Source organism: Pokkaliibacter sp. MBI-7 (genome assembly GCF_029846635.1).
Classification (GTDB): Bacteria; Pseudomonadota; Gammaproteobacteria; order Pseudomonadales; family Balneatricaceae; genus Pokkaliibacter.
On the sequence record NZ_JARVTG010000001.1, the window covers coordinates 3679058 to 3701485 of the forward strand.

Below are 22428 nucleotides of genomic sequence, written 5' to 3' on the forward strand. Positions count from 1 at the left end.
CGAACGTGCCAGGGCAGGATCAGAATTGGTCGGTAGTGGTAAACAGACCTACACGCAGATCCTTCGCACTGTAAATCTCGCGTCCGTCTACATACATATGGCCGTCAGCAATACCCATGACCAGTTTGCGCTCGATAACACGCTTCAGGTTGAGGCGATAGCTGACGGTCTTGGCGGTTGGCAGTACCTGGCCAAAAAAGCGTACTTCGCCAGCACCTAAAGCACGGCCGCGACCAGGGTTACCTTTCCACGCAAGGAAGAAACCAACGATCTGCCACATGGCGTCGAGACCCAGGCAGCCTGGCATCACAGGATCACCAGGGAAATGGCAGCCAAAGAACCAAAGGTCAGGGTTGATGTCCAGCTCTGCGACGATTTCCCCTTTGCCGAAATCACCACCGACTTCGGAGATATGAGTGACGCGGTCCAGCATCAGCATGTTACCGATTGGCAGCTGAGCGTTGCCTGGGCCGAACATCTCACCATGGCCACACTGAAGTAGCTCTTCACGGGTAAAAGAGGAGGGTCTGGTCATCGATATTTACTTTCCATTCCTTATTTAACTTTGTCAGCGGCAACAGTGATATTTTTCTATCGGCTGACAAATAAACCGCCATTATATACATCCTCGGCTAGTGATGGCAGAGGCAATGTGAATGGATACTTATTTGCTGCGCCGCACAGCGGCGTGGGCAAGAGTGATCATTGCCGCCTTATAGGCAGACTCAGGCAAAAAGGCCAGGCACTCCAGAGCAAGGTCACGCTCTTCTTCGGCCTTGCGCACGGTGTAGTCCAGAGCGCCACAGTCGCGAACACAGGCAGTAATGTGATCCAGCTGCTCAAGGCCGCCGTGCTCGATCGCGTTACGAATAAGCTGCGCTTCATCTTCGGCCAGAGTGCGCATGGCGTATATCAATGGCAGGGTAGGCTTGCCTTCAGCCAGGTCATCACCGACGTTCTTGCCCATCTCTTCGGCATTGCCTGTGTAGTCAAGAATGTCGTCCATCAGCTGGAAGGCTGCACCCAGATGGCGTCCGTAGCGCTGCAAAGCATCGCAGGCGCTGGCAGAGGCGCCGCTTAACTGGGCAGCCGCAAGCGCGCTGGCTTCAAACAGCATGGCTGTCTTGCCATGGATCACGCGCATGTAATCGGCTTCAGTGGTGTCTGGATTGTTGCAGTTGAGTAGCTGCAACACCTCACCTTCGGCAATAACATTGGTGGCGTGGGAGATGGTTTTCATAATGTCCATATTGCCGATGGCTACCAGCATCTGGAACGAGCGTGAATAGAGGAAGTCACCCACCAGAACACTGGGGGCGTTGCCCCATTCTGCGTTGGCTGTCGGGCGGCCGCGACGCATATCGGAGGTGTCCACCACATCGTCATGTAAGAGCGTGGCTGTATGAATAAATTCGATAATGGCGGCCAGAGGGATGTGGTCTTTCCCCTGATACTCACAAGCCATGGCTGTGAGCAGTGTCAGCAGCGGGCGAACGCGCTTGCCACCACTATTAATAATGTAGTGACCAATGGTTTCGACCAGCGCGACCTCTGAATGCAGATGCTGGAGAATGCACTGGTTGACGGCGGCAAATTCGTCGGCGACGACGGAGTGTAGTTGCTGTGGCTGCATGAGAGTATTCGAAGCTGAAAAACTGCACCCATGCTAGGAAGGGGGGGGTACCCTGTCAAGCGCGGTGGTTGCGAGGCTTGCGCCACTTCTGGTTTGCCTATTTACGGCTTGCGTGAGCTGGTGATTTTGCGTACACTTTCGCACCCTAAACCTGCCCGAAATCGCTCCCTATTATATGGTGCTTCCATTAGAAGTAGGTTTCCCTTAGTAGCCGGGTAGGTAAACCATGGAGAAGACAATGTACGCAGTTATCGTAAGCGGCGGCAAACAGTACCGGGTTAAAGCCGGTGAAACCCTGAAACTCGAAAAACTGACCGCCGATGTTGGCGCGGCAGTCGAGTTTGACAAGGTGCTGCTGGTTGCAAATGGCGAAGACGTTAAAATCGGCGCCCCTGTAGTTGACGGTGCGAAAGTGAGTGCTGAAGTGGTATCTCACGGTCGTGGCGAGAAAGTGACCACCATCAAGTTCCGCCGCCGTAAGCATCACATGAAGCGCATTGGTCATCGTCAGTGGTTCACTGAAGTGAAAATCACTGGCATCAATGCCTAATGGCGTTTGTTGAATAACGGAGGAAAGTTAAATGGCTCACAAGAAGGCCGCGGGTAGTTCTCGCAACGGTCGCGATTCCGAAAGTAAACGCCTTGGCGTTAAGCGTTTCGGTGGTCAGGTAGTAGACGCTGGTAACATTATCGTTCGTCAGCGTGGTACCCAGTTCTATCCAGGTACTAACGTTGGTCTGGGTAAAGACTTCACTCTGTTTGCCAAGGCAGACGGCGTGGTCAAGTTTGAAGTCAAGGGCCCGAAGAAGCGTAAATACGTTTCTATCGTAGCTGCTTGATAGCTCCGCTCAGCGGACGGAAAAAGCTCTGCCTATGGCGGGGCTTTTTTTGTTTCTGTACCCTGTTCCGACGCGAAATTAATTGGTTAGTGAAGCATTTGTACTCTGCCTGTTGGCGTGGTGTGTCGTCGGGGCGGCAGGGGCGGAAGTGCACAGAGGTAAGTTATGAAGTTTGTTGATGAGGCCAGCATTGTTGTTGAGGCTGGTAAGGGCGGAAACGGATGTATGAGTTTTCGTCGTGAGAAGTTTATTGAAAAAGGCGGACCTGACGGTGGTGATGGCGGTCATGGTGGTTCGGTCTGGATGGAAGCTGATGAGAACCTGAATACGCTGGTTGATTTTCGCTTTGTGCGTCAGTATCGCGCTGAAAGCGGTCAGCCGGGGCAGGGTAAGGATTGTACCGGTAAGGCTGGTGAGGATCTGGTTATCAAGGTGCCCGTTGGTACTTCCATTATTGATGAAGATACCGAGGAAGTGCTCGGCGATCTGACTGTGGGTGGTCAGCGGATAAAGGTGGTGCAGGGCGGTTTCCGTGGTCTGGGCAATGCTCGTTTCAAGTCCAGTGTGAATCAGGCGCCCCGACAGACTACCAAGGGTACGCCTGGAGAGAGTCGTAACCTGCGCCTTGAACTGAAAGTGCTGGCCGATGTCGGCTTGTTAGGTTTGCCTAATGCTGGCAAGTCAACTTTTATTCGCTCTATCTCTTCTGCTAAGCCTAAAGTGGCGGATTATCCGTTCACTACGCTGGTGCCCAATCTGGGCGTGGTGCGTGTGCAGCAGCATCGCAGCTTTGTGGTGGCTGACATCCCGGGATTGATTGAGGGGGCTGCTGAGGGGGCTGGGTTGGGGATTCGTTTCCTTAAGCACTTAGCGCGTACCCGTTTGTTGCTGCATATCGTTGATATGGCGCCCTGGGATGAATTAACGCCACCAGAAGCTGCGGAAGTCATTGTCAGTGAGCTGGGTAAATTCAGTCAGACTCTGGTTGGGCGTGAGCGCTGGCTGGTGTTGAATAAGCTGGATATGGTGCCAGATGATGAGCGTGACGAGCGCTGTCAGGCGGTCATTGATGCGCTTGACTGGCAGGGGCCTGTGTTCCGGATTTCTGCGATCAACGCTGACGGTACGCAGGCGTTGTGTCATGCCATCATGGAGTGGATCGAAGAGCAGGCTGAGGCTGAGGAGCAGAATCCTGAACTGGTAGCAGCCAGAGAGCAGGAGCGTCTGCAGGTTGAGCGTGAGGCGCGTCAACGTATTGATGCATTGCGTCGTGCTCACAAAGAGGCTGGTGATAGTGACTTCGATGATGATGACTTCGACGATGATGATTATGACATCGAAGTGGAATACGTGCGTTAAGGAGTAAGCGTGAATAAGCGCGGTAAGCTGGCCCAGTCAAAGCGCTGGGTGGTCAAAATCGGCAGTTCTTTGTTGACCAATGATGGTCGCGGTCTCGATGAGGCGGCGATAGCTGGCTGGGTTGATCAGTTGGCAGCGTTGCACAAAGAAGGGGTGGAGCTGGTGCTGGTCTCTTCGGGGGCGGTGGCGGCGGGTATGTCCCGGCTGGGTTTGAAGGAGCGACCGCGCGAGCTTTTCCAGTTGCAGGCTACTGCTGCCGTGGGGCAGATGGGGTTGGTGCAGGTCTGGGAGTCCAGCTTTTCGCGCCACGGACTGCACACGGCGCAGGTGTTGCTGACGCACGATGATCTTTCCAATCGCACCCGCTATCTGAATGCGCGCAGTACTCTGCGTGGTCTGGTTGAGTGGGGAGTGGTGCCGGTCATCAATGAGAATGACACCGTGGTTACCAGTGAGATCTGTTTTGGTGACAACGATACACTCGGGGCGTTGGTTGCAAATCTGATAGTGGCTGACGTGTTGGTGATTCTGACGGACCAGCAGGGTTTATTTACCAAAGATCCGCGTAAGCATGTTGATGCTGAGTTTGTGTCCGAAGCGAGTGCGGGTGATGCCTCTCTTGAGGTGATGGCCGGTGGTGGTGCCGGGTTGCTGGGGCGGGGTGGTATGCTGACCAAGGTCAGGGCGGCGAAGGTTGCTGCGCGCTCTGGGGCGGCGACCATTATAGTCAGTGGGCGTGAGTCGGATGTGTTGCGTCGCTTGCATCAGGGTGAGGTGCTGGGCACCATGTTGACATCTGAACAATCACCTCAGGCGGCGCGTAAGCAATGGCTGGCTGGTCATCTGAAAGCTAAAGGAAAGCTGGTTCTGGATGCTGGTGCGGTGAGAGCGGTGCGCGAGTCGGGTGTGAGCTTGCTGTCTGTCGGGGTTACTGCGGTGGAAGGTGAGTTTTCTCGTGGTGAAATGGTGCTGTGTGTTGATGCGGCGGGTGAGGTGATTGCACGCGGTCTGGTGGGGTATTCTGCTGAAGAAGCGCGGTTAATCCTCGGTCACTCTTCGCGAGAGATTGCTGAGGTGTTGGGTTACAGTGCTGAGCCGGAATTGGTGCACAGGGATAACCTAGTTCTGAGTTGAGTAATGGTGTCGCTTGAGATGTTGTAAAGGAATGGTGGTGGCGTGAGCTGTCACCATTTTTTATATCTGGGGGCTGGCGGGGTTTTGTCTAGAGTTAAAACAACGAAACCGGCACATGGCCGGTTTCATTGTGAGATCTTGATGTACGATCAAGTCTTAGGCAGCAGTAGCCAGATTCTTGATAGCAGCATTCAGACGGCTCTTATGACGTGCAGCTTTGTTCTTGTGGAACAGGCCTTTGTCAGCAGCGCGATCCAGCACGGGTACAGCAACCTCGTAGGCAGCTTTGGCTGCTTCTGCGTTACCCGCCTCAACAGCGTTGACTACTTTCTTCAGATAGGTGCGTACCATGGAGCGCATGCTAGCATTCTGCTGGCGATGCTTCTCGGCCTGGCGTGCACGCTTTTTAGATCCTGCGGAATTTGCCACAATCCGGCTCCTCGAGAATTCCAGAAAAGGTGTGTGTTTATGCCAATTTGAAGGACCGAAATTATCCCCATAGGCTGGTTGAAAGTCAACCACATATCGGCTGCAATTTTATCTGGCGGGAAACTGCTCACAATGGGAGGGCATTGACGTATCATGCTCGCTCTCCGATTTGTCCCTGATGACGTCTATTAACCGGGCTTTGCAGGGCGGTAATGTGCTGGCTACAAGTGAGTCTTCAATAGTATGGCTGAGTTAGTCGATAAGCCACGGCAGGTAGGGTTGCTGAGAAGCAGTGCTGTGGTGGGTATTATGACCATGGTGTCACGTGTGCTGGGTTTGGTCCGGGACATGGTCATCGCCGCTGCATTTGGTGCTGGTACCGGGGCGGATGCATTTTTTGTAGCGTTTAAAATTCCCAATTTTCTGCGCCGCTTGTTTGCTGAAGGGGCGTTCAATCAGGCTTTTGTGCCTGTGCTGGCTGAGTATCAAACCAAAGTCACCAAAGCTGACATTAAGCGACTGGTTGACAGTGTGGCGGGAGCGCTGGGCCTGAGCTTGCTGCTTGTAACGCTGCTCGCCATGCTGGGGGCGCACTACATTACCTGGATATTTGCTCCGGGGTTTAATGCAGACCCACAGAAGTTTGCTTTAGCTGTGGAGATGCTGCGTATCACCTTTCCTTACCTGCTGCTGATCTCGCTGACGGCGTTTTCAGGCAGTATTCTCAATGCTTACAAACAATTTGCTGTGCCTGCATTTACGCCGGTCTGGTTGAATGTGTGCATGATCTGTACGGCATTATGGCTGGCTCCGCAGATGCAAACCCCGGTAATGGCGCTGGCCTGGGGAGTGTTGATCGCCGGTGCGGTGCAGTTCACCTTTCAGTTGCCGTTTCTCTATCGTCTGGGATTACTGCCAGTGCCTCGGCCTGATTTTCAGCATGAGGGGGTGCGCCGGATTCTCAAGTTGATGTTGCCCGCCTTGTTTGGTGTGTCGGTCAGCCAGATAAATCTGTTGCTGGACACCGTGCTGGCGTCGTTTCTGCAAACTGGCAGTGTTTCCTGGCTGTATTTTTCTGACCGGTTATCTGAGTTGCCGCTCGGTGTGTTCGGTATTGCGATAGCAACAGTGATACTGCCCAGTTTGTCGCGTCAGCATGCCAGTCGTTCACAGGAAGACTTTGCGCGAACGCTGGATTGGGCCATCTTCATGATTCTACTGATTGGTATTCCGGCTTCGTTAGCTCTGGTGATGCTGGCAGAGCCTCTGTTGATTTCATTGTTTCATTATGGAGCGCTGACTGAGCATGATGTGGCCATGAGCGCCATGAGTTTGCGTGCCTATGGTCTGGGTTTGTTGGCTTTTATGCTGATCAAGGTGTTGGCGCCGGGGTTTTATGCCCGGCAGGATACCCGTACGCCTGTCAAGATTGGTATCTGGGCTATGGTGGCCAATATGGTTATGAACCTGCTGCTGATCTGGCCTCTCGCTCATGCCGGTCTGGCGTTGGCAACCTCGCTTTCGGCATTCATGAATGCAGGCTGCCTGGCGTGGTATCTCCATCGTGATGGGTTGTTGCATGCGCAGGTGGGCTGGGCAAAGCGAATTGTGCAATTGCTGGTGGCCAACGGCGGTTTGGTTGTGATGATTTGGCTGGTCGTGCCAGATAAGGCGGTTTGGTTTGCCTGGCATGGTATGGCGAGAGCTTGGCATCTGGCTGCTTTAGTTGTCGCTGGAGCCGTGCTCTATGCTGTGCTGCTGCTGGCTACGGGGTTGCGCCCGAGGCATCTGCGAGCGGCTGCGTAAGGTGTGGTGGCCCTGGTTGGTGGTCATGCTGTCATCAGTCACTGCAGTTCGGTATGGTTGGTGACTGAGCTGTACAGGTAAGCAGTGCGCCGTGGTCTGTTGCGTCTTGCTCATATATAATCCACCGCTTCTTTGAGAGCTGCTTGGTATTCCCTGGTCGTTATGGAGCTTATTCGAGGCCTGCACAATCTGAAGCCGAGGCACCAAGGCTGTGTCGCGACAATCGGCAATTTTGATGGTGTCCATCTTGGGCATGTCAAAGTGCTGTCGCAGGTGAGGGCCGCTGGCGAGCGTTTCGGTTGCCCTACGCTGGCTATTATCTTTGAGCCGCAGCCAAGGGAGTTTTTTGATATTGCCTCTGCGCCACCGCGGATTACCCGTCTACGCGACAAAGTGCGCTATTTGCAGGAAGCGGGTATCGATGCGGTATTGTGTCTGCCCTTCAATGACAAGTTACGTTCTTTGCCCGCGCTGGCGTTTGTGAACGCGGTGCTGCTGGAAGGGTTGCGAGTACGCCATTTTGTGGTGGGTGATGACTTCCGTTTTGGCTGTGATCGGGCGGGGGATTTCACACTGTTGCAGCAAATTGGTGCTACCTGTGGCTTTGTGGTGGAAAATACCCACACTTTCAGCCTGCATGGTGCGAGAGTGAGTAGCTCCAGAATTCGTGAGTTGCTTGCAGATGCACAACTGGCACGGGCGGAGAAAATGCTCGGGCGTTCCTATGCGATCAGTGGCAGGGTGGAGTATGGCCAGCAACTGGGGCGTACTATCGGTGTGCCAACGGCCAATATCTCCCTGCGTGGTAAGCAGCCTGCGTTGCGTGGCGTATTTGCGGTGGAGGTTCTGGGGCTTGGCGGCCTGCCAATGCCGGCAGTTGCCAATATTGGTATGCGCCCAACCGTGAAGGGTATCAAGCCCAATCTTGAAGTTCATCTGCTGGACTATTCCGGCAATCTCTATGGTCAGCACATCGATGTTGTGTTTCGCCATTATATTCGTGCCGAGCAGCGCTTCCCTGATCTGCAGGCACTGACGACACAGATCCATCTTGATATTGCTCATGCGCGCAACTGGTTTGAGCGTCGTGAGGCAGCTGACGAGACTTATTCAGCCTGAGTGAAGAACCCAATGACCGACTATAAAAGCACACTGAATCTGCCGGAAACGGCATTCCCGATGAAAGCGGGGCTGCCACAGCGCGAGCCTGAGATGCTGGCGCGCTGGAAAGAAATTGATCTTTACCAGAAGATTCGCGAAGTGAGCCAAGGTCGCAAGCGCTTTATTCTGCATGATGGCCCGCCCTATGCGAATGGCAGCATCCATATCGGCCATGCGGTCAATAAAATCCTGAAAGATATCATTATCAAGTCTCGCACCATGATGGGTTTTGATGCGCCTTATGTGCCGGGCTGGGACTGTCATGGTCTGCCCATTGAGCACAAGGTGGAGACGAGCAAGCACAAGGTCAAGGCTGAAGACGGCAGCACTATTGAAGTATCTGGCAAGCTGTTATCACCCGATGCTGTGCGTGAGCAATGTCGGCTCTACGCTGCAGAGCAGATCGAAGGTCAGATGCAGGATTTTATTCGCCTTGGGGTTCAGGGTGAGTGGAGCAATCCCTACAAGACCATGAGCTTTGCTAACGAGGCGGGCGAGATTCGGGCGCTGGCTCGTATCGTGGAAAAAGGCTTTGTCTTCAAGGGGTTGAAACCTGTTAACTGGTGCTTTGACTGTGGATCTGCGCTAGCAGAGGCCGAAGTAGAGTACGCAGACAAAAAGTCTCCTGCTATCGATGTTGGTTTTGTGTGTGCTGAGCCTGCAAAACTCATCACTGCCTTTGGTCTGAAAGAATTGACCAAGCCAGTGCAGGCGGTTATCTGGACGACCACGCCATGGACTATTCCTGCCAACCAGGCACTGAATGCGCATCCTGAGCATCGGTATGCGCTGGTGGATGTGGGTGACAAGTATCTGCTATTGGCTGTTGAGCTGGTTGAGAGCTGCCTGCAGCGCTATGGTCTGGAAGGTAAGGTGGTTGCCAGTTGTGCTGGTGAGGCGCTGGAGCTGATCAAGTTTAGCCACCCCTTCTATGAGCGCTACTCGCCTATGTATCTGGCTGATTATGTTGCTGTTGATGCGGGTACCGGCATTGTGCATTCTGCGCCGGCTTATGGTGAAGATGACTTCCATTCCTGTAAGCGTTACGGCATGGAGAATGATCAGATTCTCAGTCCGGTGCAGGGCAATGGTGTCTATGTGGATTCGCTGCCCTTCTTTGGTGGCATGATGATTTGGAAGGCTAATCCTGTCATCGTTGAAAAGTTGCAGGAAGTCGGCGCTCTGTTGGCTCACAGTGCTATCAATCACAGTTACATGCACTGCTGGCGTCACAAGACTCCGGTTATCTACCGTGCTACGGCGCAGTGGTTCGTGGGGATGGATGTTCAGCCTGAGTCTGGAGCTACCCTGCGTACTCGTGCACTGGATGCGATCGAGCAAACTCAGTTTGTTCCCGCCTGGGGTAAGCCACGTCTGCAGAGCATGATTGCCAACCGTCCTGACTGGTGTATCTCCCGTCAGCGGAACTGGGGGGTGCCCATTCCCTTGTTCCTTCATAAGGAGAGCGGAGAGCTTCATCCTCGTACCGTAGAGTTGATGGAGGAGGTGGCAAAACGTGTCGAGCAGGAAGGTATCGAAGCCTGGTTTAAACTGGATGCGGTTGAGCTGTTGGGCGAGGAAGCCGGCCAATACGATAAGATCTCTGATACGCTGGATGTGTGGTTCGATTCAGGTACCACACACTGGCACGTGCTGCGTGGCTCGCATGGTCTGGGTCATGATCATGGCCCCCGTGCAGATCTCTATCTGGAAGGGTCTGATCAGCATCGTGGCTGGTTCCATTCCTCCTTGCTGACGGGATGTGCGATTGATGGGCATGCCCCCTACAAAGCGTTGCTGACTCACGGATTCACAGTGGATCAGGAAGGTCGCAAAATGTCCAAGTCTCTGGGCAATGTAGTGGTGCCTCAGACGGTGATGAGTACCTATGGTGCGGATATTCTGCGTCTGTGGGTGTCTGCAACGGATTATAGCGGCGACATGGCCGTTTCGGATGAAATTCTGAAGCGTACAGCCGACACCTATCGCCGTATTCGTAATACCGCGCGTTTTCTTCTGGCAAACCTGAATGGTTTTGTTCCTGAGCAGCACCTGGTCGCTCCGGAGTCGATGCTGGCATTGGATCGCTGGGTGGTTGACCGTGCAGCACAGCTGCAGGACGAGATCAGCCAAGCCTATGAACAGTATCAGTTCCTCACTATCTATCAGAAAGTGCACCACTTCTGCTCGTTGGATCTTGGTTCTTTCTATCTGGATGTGATCAAGGATCGTCAGTACACCACTCAGCAGGACAGTCTGGCACGCCGTTCGGCACAAACAGCGATGTACCATCTGGTGGAGGCGCTTGTGCGCTGGGTTGCACCTATCCTGAGTTTCACCGCAGAGGAAATCTGGCTGACTATGCCAGGGAAACGTGCAGAGTCTGTGCACCTTGAAACCTGGTATCAGGGCCTGTTCCGTCTCAACGCGGGGGATGTTATCACTCCGGCTTATTGGGAGCTGATACTGGAGGCCAAGCAGGCCGTCAACAAGGAGCTGGAGAACAAGCGTAATGCTGGCGTGATCAAGAATGGTCTGGCTGCTGAAGTGGCATTGTTCTGTGAAGGTGATTTGTTTGTGGCGCTGTCTGCTCTCGGTGAGGAGCTGCGTTTCGTTACTCTGACCTCGGCTGCTGCTGTACATGCGGTGTCTGCTGCTGAGGGAGCAGAGCCCAGTGAAATGGAAGGGTTGCTGATTTCCGTCACAGCGTCTGAATACAAGAAGTGCGGTCGTTGCTGGCATCATCGCCCGGACGTTGGCTTGCATCAGGGGCATGATGATCTGTGTGGGCGTTGTGTAGAAAACGTAGCCGGCGAAGGCGAGCGACGCCTCTTTGCCTGATGGCTGGGTGAGCGTGTGCAGGTGATTGTTAATCGTAGAATGAGTCACGCAATATGTTGAGTCTTCCCGAGGGCTATCACCTGCGCAATTTGCGCTGGCTGTGGCTGATGGTGTTGGTGGTGGTGCTGGATTTGGCGGCCAAAGCGTGGGTAAGCGAGACGCTTACCTACGCGCAGCCAGTCTATGTGCTGCCAGTATTTGATCTGACCCTGTTGCACAATACTGGAGCTGCATTCAGCTTTCTGGCTGCGGCGGGTGGCTGGCAGCGCTGGCTGTTTGCAGCCATCGCTGTCGTGGTGAGTGTTGTTATTCTGCTGTGGATGATGAAGCTTTCGTCAAAGCAGTATTGGCATGCTGTTGCCCTGGCCTTAATTTTGGGTGGAGCGCTGGGAAATTTGCATGATCGTATTCTGCTAGGTTACGTGGTTGATTTCCTGTCGTTCCATTACAACGGCTGGTTTTTCCCCGCATTCAATCTGGCTGATTCTGCAATCACTCTGGGTGCGTTGATGTTGATTCCCGATATGCTGGGTTTTAAAGGTGCGGGACAGCGCCAGCAGCATTGAGTAGGGATGGATAAGTCTGATAACTCTGCAGGTCTTATGCAGAGGGCTTGATGAGATGTGGTGAATGCATACGAGTGATGTAGTAGTGGAAAGCCGGGCGAGAGTGACGTTGCATTTCTCGCTGACTCTGGTTGATGGGCAGATCATTGATTCCAACTTTGACAGGTCTCCTGCCTCCTTTGTGGTAGGGGATGGAAGCCTGCTTGAAGGGTTCGAGAGGAAGTTGCTCGGTCTGCAGGCTGGGCAGCGAGAAACCTTCGTGTTGTCCCCTGAACATGCGTTTGGTCAGTGGAATCCTGCCAATCTGCAGTATTTCAAACGCGAACAATTTCCTCAGGAGATGGTGATAGAGCCGGGCGAGGTGATCTCGTTCAGTGATGCCATCAATAGCGAGTTGCCCGGTGTGGTGCAGGCTGTTGAGGGTGATAAGGTGACAGTGGACTTCAATCATCCGCTGGCCGGCAAAGATATACACTTCACTGTGTATATTCTGCGGGTTGAACCTGCTGTCTGATCGCAGTGGCTATAAAAGGGCTGCCTGTGCCGAGTGCAAGCCGCCCATTTTCTCTGATGCTCTGACAAGTTACTTATCGTGTTTCATCAGGCGCTCTTTCTGACGCGCCCAGTCTCTGTCCTTCTCAGCGTCACGCTTGTCATAGAGTTTTTTGCCTTTTACCAGGGCGATGTCGCACTTCACCAGGTGGCCTTTCCAATACAGGGCCAATGGAACGCATGTGTATCCTTTCTGTGCAATAGCCTCTTCCAGTTCGCGAATCTGATTGCCGTGCAGTAATAACTTGCGCTCACGAGTGGGGTTGCATACGACGTGTGATGAGGCGGACAGCAGAGGTGATATATGAGTGCCTACCAGTGATACCTCACCATCTTTGACCAATACATAGGTGTCGTTGAGGCTGCCGCGTCCGGCTCGCAGGCTTTTGACTTCCCAGCCCATCAAGGCGATGCCTGCCTCGTAGCGCTGTTCAATGTGGTAGTCGTGGCGGGCGCGTTTGTTTTGCGCAATGGTGTTGTCGGATGACGACTTTTTCTTCTTGCTCATGATCTCGTTCTCGGCGCCGCTGCACAGGCTGTTATCGCGGATGGGTTGAAGCGAATACAGTGCGTTGGCAGGTTATCTTCCTTGCAAGGTCGCACATTATGCGGAAAAAGCCCGGCATATTGAAGTCTGAGGCAAAGTGAAGCCTAAAGCGGTAGACAGTTCACAAGTGGATGTTTATCATACGCAAGATTTAGCTGCCCCAGATTGGGGCGGTCTGCTGCAGTGGGGATGTTTTCCCGATCTTTGTCCAAATTGTCGCTCCGGTAGTATGCCGTTTTGCCGGGCTCAGCGATTAGACAGAAGGTTTGCCGCAAGATGACGGATTCGATGCAAAGCGAGATGTGACGACGGTTTCATCTCGCTTTTTTGCAACTGTCGTTGCGACAACCTGCCAGCATAATATCGACCACCACTACACATTGCGCTCATGCCGGGAGGTTACATTGTTTAAGCCAGCCATTCTTGCCCTTGAAGATGGCACAGTGTTCCGGGGGGTTGCGATTGGCGCGGATGGCCAGTCGGTCGGAGAAGTCGTTTTTAACACCTCTATGACCGGTTATCAAGAAATCCTGACAGATCCTTCCTACGCTCGCCAAATTGTCACCCTCACTTATCCACATATCGGTAATACCGGTACCAACTCAGAAGACGAAGAGTCTGGCCAGATTTATGCGGCCGGCCTGGTGATCCGCGACTTGCCTCTTGTTGCCAGCAACTTCCGAAATCAGGAAGCGTTGGATGCCTATCTGCGTGAGCGCAATATCCTGGGTATCGCTGATATCGATACGCGCAAACTGACACGTATTCTGCGTGAGAAAGGCGCCCAGAATGGTTGCCTGATGGCGGGTGACAGTATTGATGAAGAGGCGGCAATTGCCGCTGCCCGTGCATTCCCGGGTCTGAAGGGAATGGATCTCGCCAAAGAGGTCACTGTCTCTGATGCCTACAGCTGGAACGAAGGTGTATGGAAGCTGGGTGAAGGTCATCAGCAGCCAGACGCACAACCTTTCCACGTTGTTGCTTATGACTATGGCGTCAAGCGCAATATCTTGCGCATGCTTGCCCAGCGCGGCTGCCGCTTGACGGTCGTGCCAGCCAAAACCCCCGCTGCTGATGTGCTGGCGATGAATCCCGATGGCGTTTTTCTGTCCAATGGTCCCGGTGATCCCGAGCCTTGTGACTACGCGATCGATGCTATTCGCACCATCCTTGCTGCCAGAATTCCCGTGTTTGGTATCTGTCTTGGACATCAGCTTCTGGCGCTGGCCAGCGGTGCACAGACGTTGAAGATGAAGTTTGGCCATCACGGTGGTAACCATCCAGTGCAGGATCTGGATAGCAAAGTGGTCATGATTACCAGTCAGAACCATGGTTTTGCGGTGGATGAGGCAACGCTGCCATCCAATGTTCGCGCAACGCATAAATCCTTGTTCGATGGTTCTCTGCAGGGCATTGAGCGTACTGATTGTGTTGCCTTCAGTTTTCAGGGTCATCCGGAAGCAAGCCCGGGGCCTCATGATGTGGCTCCGCTCTTTGATCGCTTTATCAAAGAAATCGAAGCCTATCGGGCGCAGCGCTGAGTTAGGCGCCAAGGTGGCTGCCTGTAAGGCAGCCTTACTGAACCTGCTTGCTTGCGGTAGAGAGAAATGCCAAAACGTACAGACATTAAAAGTATTTTGATCATTGGTGCTGGCCCGATTGTCATCGGCCAGGCCTGTGAGTTTGACTATTCCGGTGCTCAGGCCTGTAAGGCGCTGCGCGAGGAGGGTTACCGGGTTATTCTGGTTAACTCCAACCCTGCTACCATCATGACTGATCCGGCAATGGCTGATGCCACTTACATTGAGCCGATTCAGTGGGATACCGTAGCCAAAATTATCGAGAAAGAGCGTCCTGACGCCATCCTGCCAACCATGGGAGGGCAGACTGCCCTGAACTGCGCTTTGGATCTGGAGCGTCATGGTGTTCTGGCGAAGTTTGGTGTGGAAATGATCGGTGCGAATGCCGATACCATTGATAAGGCAGAAAACCGTGACCGCTTTGATGTGGCCATGAAGAAAATTGGGCTGGAGTGTCCGCGTGCTTCCATTGCGCATAGCATGGAAGAAGCCTGGAAGGTTCAGGCTGATATCGGCTTCCCCTGCATTATTCGTCCATCCTTCACTATGGGCGGCTCGGGTGGTGGGATTGCCTACAACCGTGAAGAGTTTGAAGAGATCTGTACTCGTGGTCTGGACCTTTCTCCGACCAGTGAGCTACTGATCGATGAATCTCTGATTGGCTGGAAAGAATATGAGATGGAAGTTGTTCGTGACAAAAACGACAACTGCATCATTATCTGTGCGATCGAAAACTTTGACGCGATGGGCGTGCATACAGGTGACTCAATCACTGTTGCGCCTGCACAGACATTAACTGACAAAGAATACCAGATCATGCGTAATGCCTCGCTGGCAGTGTTGCGTGAGATTGGTGTTGAAACCGGTGGCTCCAACGTGCAGTTCGGTATTGATCCGAAAACTGGACGTATGGTTGTGATCGAGATGAATCCTCGTGTATCTCGCTCATCGGCACTTGCTTCCAAAGCGACGGGCTTCCCTATTGCTAAGGTCGCAGCCAAACTGGCTGTGGGCTATACCCTGGATGAGTTGCAGAACGACATTACTGGTGGCCGTACTCCGGCGTCGTTCGAGCCATCGATCGACTATGTTGTCACCAAGGTGCCCCGTTTTACTTTTGAAAAATTCCCTCAGGCCAATGATCGTCTGACTACACAGATGAAATCTGTGGGTGAGGTCATGGCTATTGGCCGTACCTTCCAGGAGTCATTGCAGAAGGCGCTGCGTGGTCTGGAAGTGGGTAAAACCGGTCTTAATCCTATAGCCGATCTGAATGATCCAGAGATCAAGGATACGCTGGTGCGTGAGCTGACTCTGCCCGGGGCTGATCGTATCTGGTTCCTGGCAGATGCGTTCCGTTATGGCATGAGCATCGAGGAATGCTACAAGCTGTCCGGTATCGATCCCTGGTTCCTGGTGCAGGTTAAAGATCTGGTTGATGAAGAAGATCGAATTCACAAGCTGGCTATTGCTGACCTTGATAAAGACAGCCTGTTCCGCATCAAACGCAAAGGGTTCTCGGATGCTCGCCTGGCGGAACTGCTGGGTGTAAGTGAGAAAGAATTCCGCAAGCGTCGTTGGGCTCTGGATATTCATCCTGTCTATAAGCGTGTCGATACCTGCGCTGCCGAGTTTTCTACTGATACTGCCTATATGTACTCGACCTATGAGGAAGAGTGTGAGGCTAACCCGTCTGCGCGTGACAAGATCATGGTGCTGGGTGGTGGTCCTAACCGCATCGGCCAGGGTATCGAGTTTGACTACTGCTGCGTCCATGCAGCGCTGGCCATGCGCGAAGATGGTTACGAGACCATTATGGTTAACTGTAACCCTGAAACCGTTTCTACGGATTATGATACCTCGGACCGTCTGTATTTCGAGCCGGTTACCCTTGAGGATGTATTGGAAATCGTTCAGGTTGAAAAGCCCAAAGGGGTAATTGTTCAGTTCGGTGGACAGACCCCTTTGAAGCTCGCGGTAGCACTGGAAGAGGCGGGTGTACCCATTATTGGTACAACCCCGGATGCCATTGATCGTGCTGAAGATCGTGAGCGTTTCCAGCAGATGCTGCAGAAATTGCAGTTGAAGCAGCCAGCAAACGCTACTGTGCGCAGTATCGAAGAGGCGGTGCGTTGTGCTGAGCAGATTGGCTATCCTCTGGTCGTCCGCCCGTCTTATGTACTGGGTGGTCGGGCAATGGAAATTGTCCACAAGGAAGATGAGCTGCGTCGTTACATGACCTATGCGGTTAAGGTGTCCAACGATGCGCCTGTGTTGCTTGATCGTTTCCTGCACAATGCTATTGAGGTGGACATCGACGCGGTAGCGGATGGTCAGCAGGTCGTTATCGGTGCCATCATGCAGCATATTGAACAGTGTGGTGTTCACTCTGGTGACTCTGCCTGTTCCTTGCCACCTTACAGTTTGCCTGCTGATGTTCAGGACCAGATGCGTGAGCAGGTCAAGAAAATGGCAATCGAACTGGGTGTTGTTGGCTTGATGAATGTGCAGTTGGCCTGGCAGGATGGCGAAATTTACGTCATCGAGGTGAATCCTCGCGCTTCGCGTACTGTTCCCTTTGTATCCAAGTGCATTGGGCAGTCTCTGGCGAAAGTGGCTGCGCGCGCTATGGCGGGCAGTTCGTTGGAGCAGCAGGCATTCACCAAAGAAATCGTACCTCCTTACTATGCAGTAAAAGAAGCGGTATTCCCGTTTGCTAAGTTCCAGGGTGTTGACCCCATTCTTAGCCCTGAGATGAAGTCTACCGGCGAAGTTATGGGTGTCGGTGACAGCTTCTCCGAGGCGTTTGCCAAGGCCAGTCTGGGAGCGGGTGAAAAGCTGCCTCGTCCAGGTAAAGCCTTTATCAGTGTGCGCGATGCTGATAAGCCCGCTGCCATTGCATTGGCGCATGAACTGGTGAAGCAAGGCTTCAGCCTGATTGCTACCAGCGGTACGCATCGTGCTTTGGTAGAAGCAGGGATTAGCGCCGAGTATGTGAGTAAGGTGACGGAAGGTCGTCCGAATATTGTGGACATGATCAAAAATGAAGAAGTCGCGTATGTGATCAATACCACAGAAGGACGTCAGGCGATTGAAGATTCATCCCTGATTCGTCGTTCGGCACTGCGCTACAAGGTTCCTTACACTACTACGGTTGCCGGAGCGCACGCTGTTTGCATGGCACTTGGTTTTGGTGAGCTTAGTCAGGTTCGTCGTCTACAGGATTTGCATGCAGGAATTAGCGAATGAGTAGAATCCCAATGACAGTGAGAGGTGAACAGCAGCTGCGTGATGAGCTGCAACGCCTCAAGACCGTTGATCGTCCACGCATCATTGCTGCGATTGCAGAGGCGCGTGAGCATGGGGATCTTAAAGAGAATGCAGAATATCATGCTGCTCGTGAGCAGCAGGGGTTCTGTGAAGGGCGTATCAAAGAAATCGAAGCTAAATTGTCCAACGCGCAGATTATTGATGTCGGCAAGTTGCCCAATACTGGCAAGGTGATCTTTGGTACGACTGTTGAGCTGTTTAACATCGCCAGTGATGCTACCGTCACTTACTGTATCGTCGGTGACGATGAAGCTGATCTGAAAGTGGGTAAGATCTCGGTTAACTCCCCCATTGCTCGTGCCCTGATCGGCAAAGAGGAAGGCGAGGTTGTAGTGGTGCAAACACCAAATGGTGCGGTGGAGTATGAAGTGAGTGGCGTCGAGCATATCGTCTAAGCTCAACAGGTATCTCTAGCGTAAAAAAAGCCCGCATTGACATCAATGCGGGCTTTTTTGTCTATCGATCTAGCGTTCACACATTTGCGAATGCGTCCGTCAAAACGGTAATTTTACTGCTGTGTGTCAGGGGGATCTCTGCAGATGATAGAGTTGAGCTGCTGGCTTAGAGGTGACGGTGTAAGTTGGATAGTTTGGGATTGGGTTTCTGTGCCTTGCGGAAGAATAGGCCCATATTGCCGATAACATGAATGAGCTCAGCTTCACACACCTGTGCTAGATCACCCATTACCTCACGTTTGGCTTCGCGATCAGGGATGCTGAACTTCACTTTAACCAGTTCGTGATCTTCCAGAGCACGGTCCATTTCCTGCACCACACCTTCAGACAAACCGCGGTCAGAGACGTAGACAACGGGTTTCAGCTGATGGCCAATGCCGCGCAGCCGCTTTTTTTCTTCAATCGATAAGCTCATAATGTTGGATTCTTTGTCAAACGAATTGGCATTCAGCCGAAAGCGCAATTGTACTCAAAAGCCAGGTGCTTGAGTAGCAAGGAAGTGTGCATTACAAACTTGGCGCGTTGGGTGCTGTGTTCTGAGTAGGCTGGGAACTTGTATTAGTAGGGCAATCGTTTGCTATTAAATTGACAGCTTATTGATTTAGGCAGGTTTGTCTGCGAGGAATATTGAGTCTGTGGCACGATCAAAAAGCAGTGGGCGTTGGCTGCAAGAACACTTTTCAGATGTATACGTGAAGCGGTCCAAGCAAGATGGCTATCGCAGCCGGGCTAGTTACAAACTGATGGAAATAAATGAAAAGGATCGACTGTTTCGGCAGGGTATGCGTGTGATAGATTTGGGCGCAGCTCCGGGAGGATGGTCGCAAGTTGCCGTGGAGCTGGTGGGAGATCACGGTAAGGTAATTGCCTCTGATATCCTAACCATGGACCCCATTGCCGGGGTGAGCTTTATTCAGGGCGACTTCACCTCTGAAGAAGTATATAAGGCAATTGTGGCCGAAATGCAGGGCGATTGTGCGGATCTTGTAATCTCGGACATGGCCCCCAATATGAGTGGTAATCAAAACATTGATCAACCTGCTGCAATGTATTTGGTCGAGCTGGCGTTGGATTTGGCTCGAACAGTGCTTAAGCCCGGCGGTAACTTTGTCGCTAAGGTGTTTCAAGGAGAAGGGTTTCCTGAATATATGCAAGAGCTCAAGGGTTCCTTTGAGCGTGTGTTAACACGGAAGCCAGATGCTTCCCGGTCTCGCTCCCGCGAGGTGTATCTGGTAGGTCTGGGATTTCGCTCCTGAGTATGTCATTCAGGAAAAGCAGATTGGGTTGAAGAGGACAAGCTCTTGAACGACATGGCAAAAAATTTAGTTCTGTGGCTGATAATTGCTGCAGTCCTTCTTACGGTATTTAACAACTTCAGTGTTGAGTCTGAAGGGCAGCGTGTTAGCTACTCCGACTTCGTCTCTGAAGTGCAGGCTGGTCGAGTGACTCGTGTGGTCATTGACAGCTACACCATCCAGGGGACTCGTGTCGATGGAGACCGTTTTGAAACTGTTCGTCCGGCTGTTCGCGATGAAAAGCTGATTGATGATCTGCTGCAGCACAATGTGACTATTGAGGGCAAAATGCCCGAGCAGCAGAGCATCTGGACGCAGCTGCTGGTAGCAAGCTTTCCTATTCTGGTCATCATTGCTGTATTTATGTTCTTTATGCGCCAGATGCAGGGCGGTGGGGGTAAGGGTGGTCCGATGGCTTTCGGTAAAAGCCGTGCCAGGCTGCTCAGCGAAGACCAGATCAAAACGACTTTTGCTGATGTTGCCGGGGTTGAGGAGGCAAAAGAAGAAGTCAAAGAGCTAGTCGATTTTCTGCGTGATCCAGGCAAGTTTCAACGTCTGGGCGGCAAGATTCCTCGCGGTGTGCTAATGGCTGGCCCCCCTGGTACAGGTAAGACGCTTTTAGCGCGTGCCATCGCCGGCGAAGCGAAAGTACCTTTCTTCAGCATTTCGGGTTCTGACTTTGTAGAAATGTTCGTTGGTGTAGGTGCATCTCGTGTACGTGACATGTTCGAGCAGGCCAAGAAGCAGGCTCCATGTATTATCTTTATCGATGAAATTGATGCTGTAGGGCGCCACCGCGGCTCAGGTATGGGTGGCGGCCATGATGAGCGTGAACAGACTCTTAACCAGTTGTTGGTAGAAATGGATGGCTTTGAGGGAAATGAGGGCATCATTGTAATAGCGGCTACCAACCGTGTAGATGTGCTGGATTCTGCTTTGTTGCGTCCCGGTCGTTTTGATCGTCAGGTTCATGTAGGGTTGCCTGATATCCGTGGGCGTGAAGCGATCATGAAAGTTCATCTGCGTAAAGTCCCTATCGCTGAGGATGTGCGCCCGGACCTGATTGCTCGTGGAACTCCTGGTTTCTCCGGTGCAGATTTAGCCAATCTGGTTAACGAAGCGGCCCTGTTTGCAGCTCGAGAGAACAAGCGCCTGGTCAACATGAATCTTCTGGAAAAAGCCAAAGATAAAATCATGATGGGAGCTGAGCGCCGCTCTATGGTCATGAGTTACAAAGAGCGCTTAAATACGGCTTATCATGAAGCTGGTCATGCCATCATCGGGCGTGTGGTTCCTGATCACGATCCTGTTTATAAAGTGACAATCATTCCTCGTGGTCGTGCACTAGGTGTGACTATGTTCCTGCCTGAAGAGGATCGATACAGTCACAGCAGGCAAGCTATTATGAGTCAGATTTGTAGCCTTTATGGTGGTCGTCTGGCTGAGGAGATGACGCTGGGTAAAGAAGGTGTGACTACTGGTGCGTCAAATGATATTCAGCGTGCAACCAAGCTTGCACACAGCATGGTGACTCGTTGGGGGTTGTCAGAGAAGCTTGGCCCTCTGTTGTATGCTGAAGAGGATTCTGATCCCTTTGGTCGTGGCGCAGGTGGCGGCGCTAATGCTCACTCTGCTGAAACTGCCAAGCTGATTGATCAGGAAGTGCGTGGGATTATTGATAGTTGCTACGAGCGCTCCAAGCAGATTCTGGTTGAGAATCGTGACATTCTTGAAGCCATGGCTGAGGCGTTGATGAAGTATGAGACTATCGATGCATCTCAAATTGATGAATTAATGGCGCGTAAGCCGGTTACTCCGCCTGAAGGCTGGACTGATCATCCGAAAGATCCGCCGACTACCGGGGCGTCTTCAGGAGAGGAACGTAAAGAGGTTCCTGCTCATGGTGAGCATCCGGGTGGTAACCATCCCGATGCAGGGCAGCCATCGCATTGATTTTGATATGATGTTTTAGCGCAAAAGGTCGACTCTGTTCGGCCTTTTGTTTTTATTGGGTTTGTGTGGCGTGAGTTGTTTTTAGAGAGGGAATCTGCCTTCTTGGTAGGAGTGTTTTATGCAATTCGGAAATCGCTGTCTTGATCCTGCTCTTCCACAGGTAATGGGTATTCTGAATGTTACCCCTGACTCGTTCTCGGATGGCGGGCGAGCTTACAAGTCTGTCGAGCATGCACTGCGTATTGCAGAACAAATGGTGAAAGATGGAGCGTCAATCATTGATATTGGTGGTGAGTCCACTCGCCCAGGTGCTGTAATCGTCAGCCAGCAGGAGGAGCTTGATCGTGTTGTGCCAGTGGTGGAGGCGATCGCTGCACGCCTGGATGTGGTTATTTCGGTAGATACAAGTGAGCCTAAGGTAATAACTGAGTCGGTGAAAGCAGGGGCAGGCCTTATAAATGATATTCGGGCTTTAACGCGCCCGGGTGCAATGGATGCAGCTGTGCAAGGTAATGCGGCTATTTGTCTGATGCATATGCAGGGCGACCCGCAGAATATGCAGCATGATCCCAGCTACGCCAACGTTACCCTAGAAGTGCTGACTTTTTTGCAGGAACGGGTGAGTCGGTGTATTACTGCGGGTATAGATCGATCCAGACTAATACTTGATCCGGGTTTTGGCTTTGGTAAAGGGCTTGAGCATAATGTCGAGCTTTTCCGGCACATTGATACGCTCAGGGTATTGGATATGCCGCTATTGATTGGTGTGTCTCGTAAGTCGATGATAGGGCAGATTCTGAATAGACCGGTCGACCAGCGTTTGGCAGGTAGTTTGGGGTTGGCCGTGATGGCACTGACTAAGGGCGCGTGGATATTCAGGGTGCATGATGTTGCAGAGACCGTTGATGCGCTGAAGATGGCGCACCAGGTGCTGAAGGTGTAGAAGGA

Annotated in this window: 20 protein-coding genes; 15 read left to right on the forward strand and 5 right to left on the reverse strand. The window is 52.6% G+C overall.

Features of this window, described 5'->3' with window-relative positions; translation table 11 throughout:
• Positions 1 to 19: 19 nt before the first annotated feature.
• Together fabA and ispB are read right to left on the reverse strand one after the other, a co-directional pair.
• Positions 20 to 535 carry a 3-hydroxyacyl-[acyl-carrier-protein] dehydratase FabA gene (gene fabA / locus QCD60_RS16295; protein ID WP_104151808.1) on the reverse strand — a complete coding sequence of 172 codons (516 nt, stop codon included), beginning with the start codon at positions 533 to 535 and terminating at the stop codon, positions 20 to 22.
• A 129-nt stretch (positions 536 to 664) separates the two neighbouring features.
• The gene (ispB, locus tag QCD60_RS16300) at positions 665 to 1633 is read right to left on the reverse strand and encodes an octaprenyl diphosphate synthase (RefSeq protein WP_279787099.1); all 969 of its coding nucleotides are present in this window, start codon (positions 1631 to 1633) and stop codon (positions 665 to 667) included.
• A 238-nt stretch (positions 1634 to 1871) separates the two neighbouring features.
• Between ispB and rplU the strand changes: the two genes are divergently transcribed.
• From rplU to proB, 4 genes are all read left to right on the forward strand, one after another.
• Complete coding sequence (gene rplU, locus QCD60_RS16305) at positions 1872 to 2183, forward strand: 50S ribosomal protein L21 (RefSeq protein ID WP_104151806.1); 312 nt, start codon at positions 1872 to 1874, stop codon at positions 2181 to 2183.
• A 31-nt stretch (positions 2184 to 2214) separates the two neighbouring features.
• On the forward strand, positions 2215 to 2472 hold the full coding sequence (gene rpmA / locus QCD60_RS16310; protein WP_104151805.1) for a 50S ribosomal protein L27: 258 nt from the start codon (positions 2215 to 2217) through the stop codon (positions 2470 to 2472).
• A gap of 165 nt (positions 2473 to 2637) precedes the next feature.
• Positions 2638 to 3831: an Obg family GTPase CgtA gene (gene cgtA / locus QCD60_RS16315; protein WP_279787102.1), complete on the forward strand. Its 1194-nt coding sequence runs from the start codon at positions 2638 to 2640 to the stop codon at positions 3829 to 3831.
• 9 nt (positions 3832 to 3840) lie between these two features.
• Complete coding sequence (gene proB / locus QCD60_RS16320; RefSeq protein WP_279787104.1) at positions 3841 to 4965, forward strand: glutamate 5-kinase; 1125 nt, start codon at positions 3841 to 3843, stop codon at positions 4963 to 4965.
• Positions 4966 to 5121: 156 nt separating this feature from the next.
• Here proB and rpsT read toward each other — a convergent pair whose 3' ends face one another.
• Positions 5122 to 5394, reverse strand: a complete 273-nt coding sequence (rpsT, locus tag QCD60_RS16325) for a 30S ribosomal protein S20 (RefSeq protein ID WP_104151802.1) — start codon at positions 5392 to 5394, stop codon at positions 5122 to 5124.
• Positions 5395 to 5637: 243 nt separating this feature from the next.
• Here rpsT and murJ point away from each other — a divergent pair, with 243 nt between their 5' ends.
• From murJ to fkpB, 5 genes are all read left to right on the forward strand, one after another.
• Positions 5638 to 7200 carry a murein biosynthesis integral membrane protein MurJ gene (gene murJ / locus QCD60_RS16330; protein WP_279787107.1) on the forward strand — a complete coding sequence of 521 codons (1563 nt, stop codon included), beginning with the start codon at positions 5638 to 5640 and terminating at the stop codon, positions 7198 to 7200.
• Positions 7201 to 7362: 162 nt separating this feature from the next.
• A complete protein-coding gene (gene ribF / locus QCD60_RS16335) occupies positions 7363 to 8319 on the forward strand; it encodes a bifunctional riboflavin kinase/FAD synthetase (protein WP_279787109.1) in 957 nt (318 codons plus the stop codon).
• Positions 8320 to 8331: 12 nt separating this feature from the next.
• Positions 8332 to 11202 carry an isoleucine--tRNA ligase gene (gene ileS, locus QCD60_RS16340; RefSeq protein ID WP_279787111.1) on the forward strand — a complete coding sequence of 957 codons (2871 nt, stop codon included), beginning with the start codon at positions 8332 to 8334 and terminating at the stop codon, positions 11200 to 11202.
• Between the two features lie 53 nt (positions 11203 to 11255).
• On the forward strand, positions 11256 to 11768 hold the full coding sequence (gene lspA / locus QCD60_RS16345; RefSeq protein ID WP_279787113.1) for a signal peptidase II: 513 nt from the start codon (positions 11256 to 11258) through the stop codon (positions 11766 to 11768).
• 64 nt (positions 11769 to 11832) lie between these two features.
• Positions 11833 to 12282: an FKBP-type peptidyl-prolyl cis-trans isomerase gene (gene fkpB / locus QCD60_RS16350; protein ID WP_279787115.1), complete on the forward strand. Its 450-nt coding sequence runs from the start codon at positions 11833 to 11835 to the stop codon at positions 12280 to 12282.
• Positions 12283 to 12351: 69 nt separating this feature from the next.
• Here fkpB and smpB read toward each other — a convergent pair whose 3' ends face one another.
• A complete protein-coding gene (smpB, locus tag QCD60_RS16355; protein WP_279787117.1) occupies positions 12352 to 12828 on the reverse strand; it encodes an SsrA-binding protein SmpB in 477 nt (158 codons plus the stop codon).
• Between the two features lie 443 nt (positions 12829 to 13271).
• On the opposite strand from smpB, the gene carA reads away from it, so the two are divergent.
• From carA to greA, 3 genes are all read left to right on the forward strand, one after another.
• The gene (gene carA, locus QCD60_RS16360; protein WP_279787119.1) at positions 13272 to 14408 is read left to right on the forward strand and encodes a glutamine-hydrolyzing carbamoyl-phosphate synthase small subunit; all 1137 of its coding nucleotides are present in this window, start codon (positions 13272 to 13274) and stop codon (positions 14406 to 14408) included.
• Positions 14409 to 14474: 66 nt separating this feature from the next.
• Complete coding sequence (gene carB / locus QCD60_RS16365) at positions 14475 to 17696, forward strand: carbamoyl-phosphate synthase large subunit (protein WP_279787121.1); 3222 nt, start codon at positions 14475 to 14477, stop codon at positions 17694 to 17696.
• On the forward strand, positions 17693 to 18172 hold the full coding sequence (gene greA, locus QCD60_RS16370) for a transcription elongation factor GreA (protein WP_104151793.1): 480 nt from the start codon (positions 17693 to 17695) through the stop codon (positions 18170 to 18172). Before carB ends, greA begins: the two co-directional genes overlap by 4 nt.
• Positions 18173 to 18338: 166 nt before the next feature.
• Here the strand turns inward: greA and QCD60_RS16375 are convergent, their stop codons facing one another.
• Positions 18339 to 18647, reverse strand: coding sequence for a YhbY family RNA-binding protein (locus tag QCD60_RS16375; protein ID WP_207780354.1), 309 nt, complete (start codon positions 18645 to 18647; stop codon positions 18339 to 18341).
• A 220-nt stretch (positions 18648 to 18867) separates the two neighbouring features.
• On the opposite strand from QCD60_RS16375, the gene rlmE reads away from it, so the two are divergent.
• From rlmE to folP, 3 genes are all read left to right on the forward strand, one after another.
• Positions 18868 to 19488 (forward strand): 23S rRNA (uridine(2552)-2'-O)-methyltransferase RlmE, encoded by a 621-nt coding sequence (gene rlmE / locus QCD60_RS16380; protein WP_104151792.1) that lies wholly within the window; start codon positions 18868 to 18870, stop codon positions 19486 to 19488.
• Between the two features lie 54 nt (positions 19489 to 19542).
• Positions 19543 to 21480, forward strand: coding sequence for an ATP-dependent zinc metalloprotease FtsH (gene ftsH / locus QCD60_RS16385; RefSeq protein ID WP_279787930.1), 1938 nt, complete (start codon positions 19543 to 19545; stop codon positions 21478 to 21480).
• A 118-nt stretch (positions 21481 to 21598) separates the two neighbouring features.
• On the forward strand, positions 21599 to 22423 hold the full coding sequence (gene folP, locus QCD60_RS16390; protein ID WP_279787126.1) for a dihydropteroate synthase: 825 nt from the start codon (positions 21599 to 21601) through the stop codon (positions 22421 to 22423).
• Positions 22424 to 22428 lie beyond the last annotated feature (5 nt).

Bases quoted from the DNA above. Each gene is read 5' to 3' on its own strand.
- fabA (WP_104151808.1), bottom strand. From the start codon at position 535: ATGACCAGACCCTCCTCTTTTACCCGTGAAGAGCTACTTCAGTGTGGC.
- ispB (WP_279787099.1), bottom strand. From the start codon at position 1,633: ATGCAGCCACAGCAACTACACTCCGTCGTCGCCGACGAATTTGCCGCC.
- rplU (WP_104151806.1), top strand. From the start codon at position 1,872: ATGTACGCAGTTATCGTAAGCGGCGGCAAACAGTACCGGGTTAAAGCC.
- rpmA (WP_104151805.1), top strand. From the start codon at position 2,215: ATGGCTCACAAGAAGGCCGCGGGTAGTTCTCGCAACGGTCGCGATTCC.
- cgtA (WP_279787102.1), top strand. From the start codon at position 2,638: ATGAAGTTTGTTGATGAGGCCAGCATTGTTGTTGAGGCTGGTAAGGGC.
- murJ (WP_279787107.1), top strand. From the start codon at position 5,638: ATGGCTGAGTTAGTCGATAAGCCACGGCAGGTAGGGTTGCTGAGAAGC.
- ribF (WP_279787109.1), top strand. From the start codon at position 7,363: ATGGAGCTTATTCGAGGCCTGCACAATCTGAAGCCGAGGCACCAAGGC.
- ileS (WP_279787111.1), top strand. From the start codon at position 8,332: ATGACCGACTATAAAAGCACACTGAATCTGCCGGAAACGGCATTCCCG.
- lspA (WP_279787113.1), top strand. From the start codon at position 11,256: ATGTTGAGTCTTCCCGAGGGCTATCACCTGCGCAATTTGCGCTGGCTG.
- fkpB (WP_279787115.1), top strand. From the start codon at position 11,833: ATGCATACGAGTGATGTAGTAGTGGAAAGCCGGGCGAGAGTGACGTTG.
- smpB (WP_279787117.1), bottom strand. From the start codon at position 12,828: ATGAGCAAGAAGAAAAAGTCGTCATCCGACAACACCATTGCGCAAAAC.
- carB (WP_279787121.1), top strand. From the start codon at position 14,475: ATGCCAAAACGTACAGACATTAAAAGTATTTTGATCATTGGTGCTGGC.
- greA (WP_104151793.1), top strand. From the start codon at position 17,693: ATGAGTAGAATCCCAATGACAGTGAGAGGTGAACAGCAGCTGCGTGAT.
- QCD60_RS16375 (WP_207780354.1), bottom strand. From the start codon at position 18,647: ATGAGCTTATCGATTGAAGAAAAAAAGCGGCTGCGCGGCATTGGCCAT.
- ftsH (WP_279787930.1), top strand. From the start codon at position 19,543: ATGGCAAAAAATTTAGTTCTGTGGCTGATAATTGCTGCAGTCCTTCTT.
- folP (WP_279787126.1), top strand. From the start codon at position 21,599: ATGCAATTCGGAAATCGCTGTCTTGATCCTGCTCTTCCACAGGTAATG.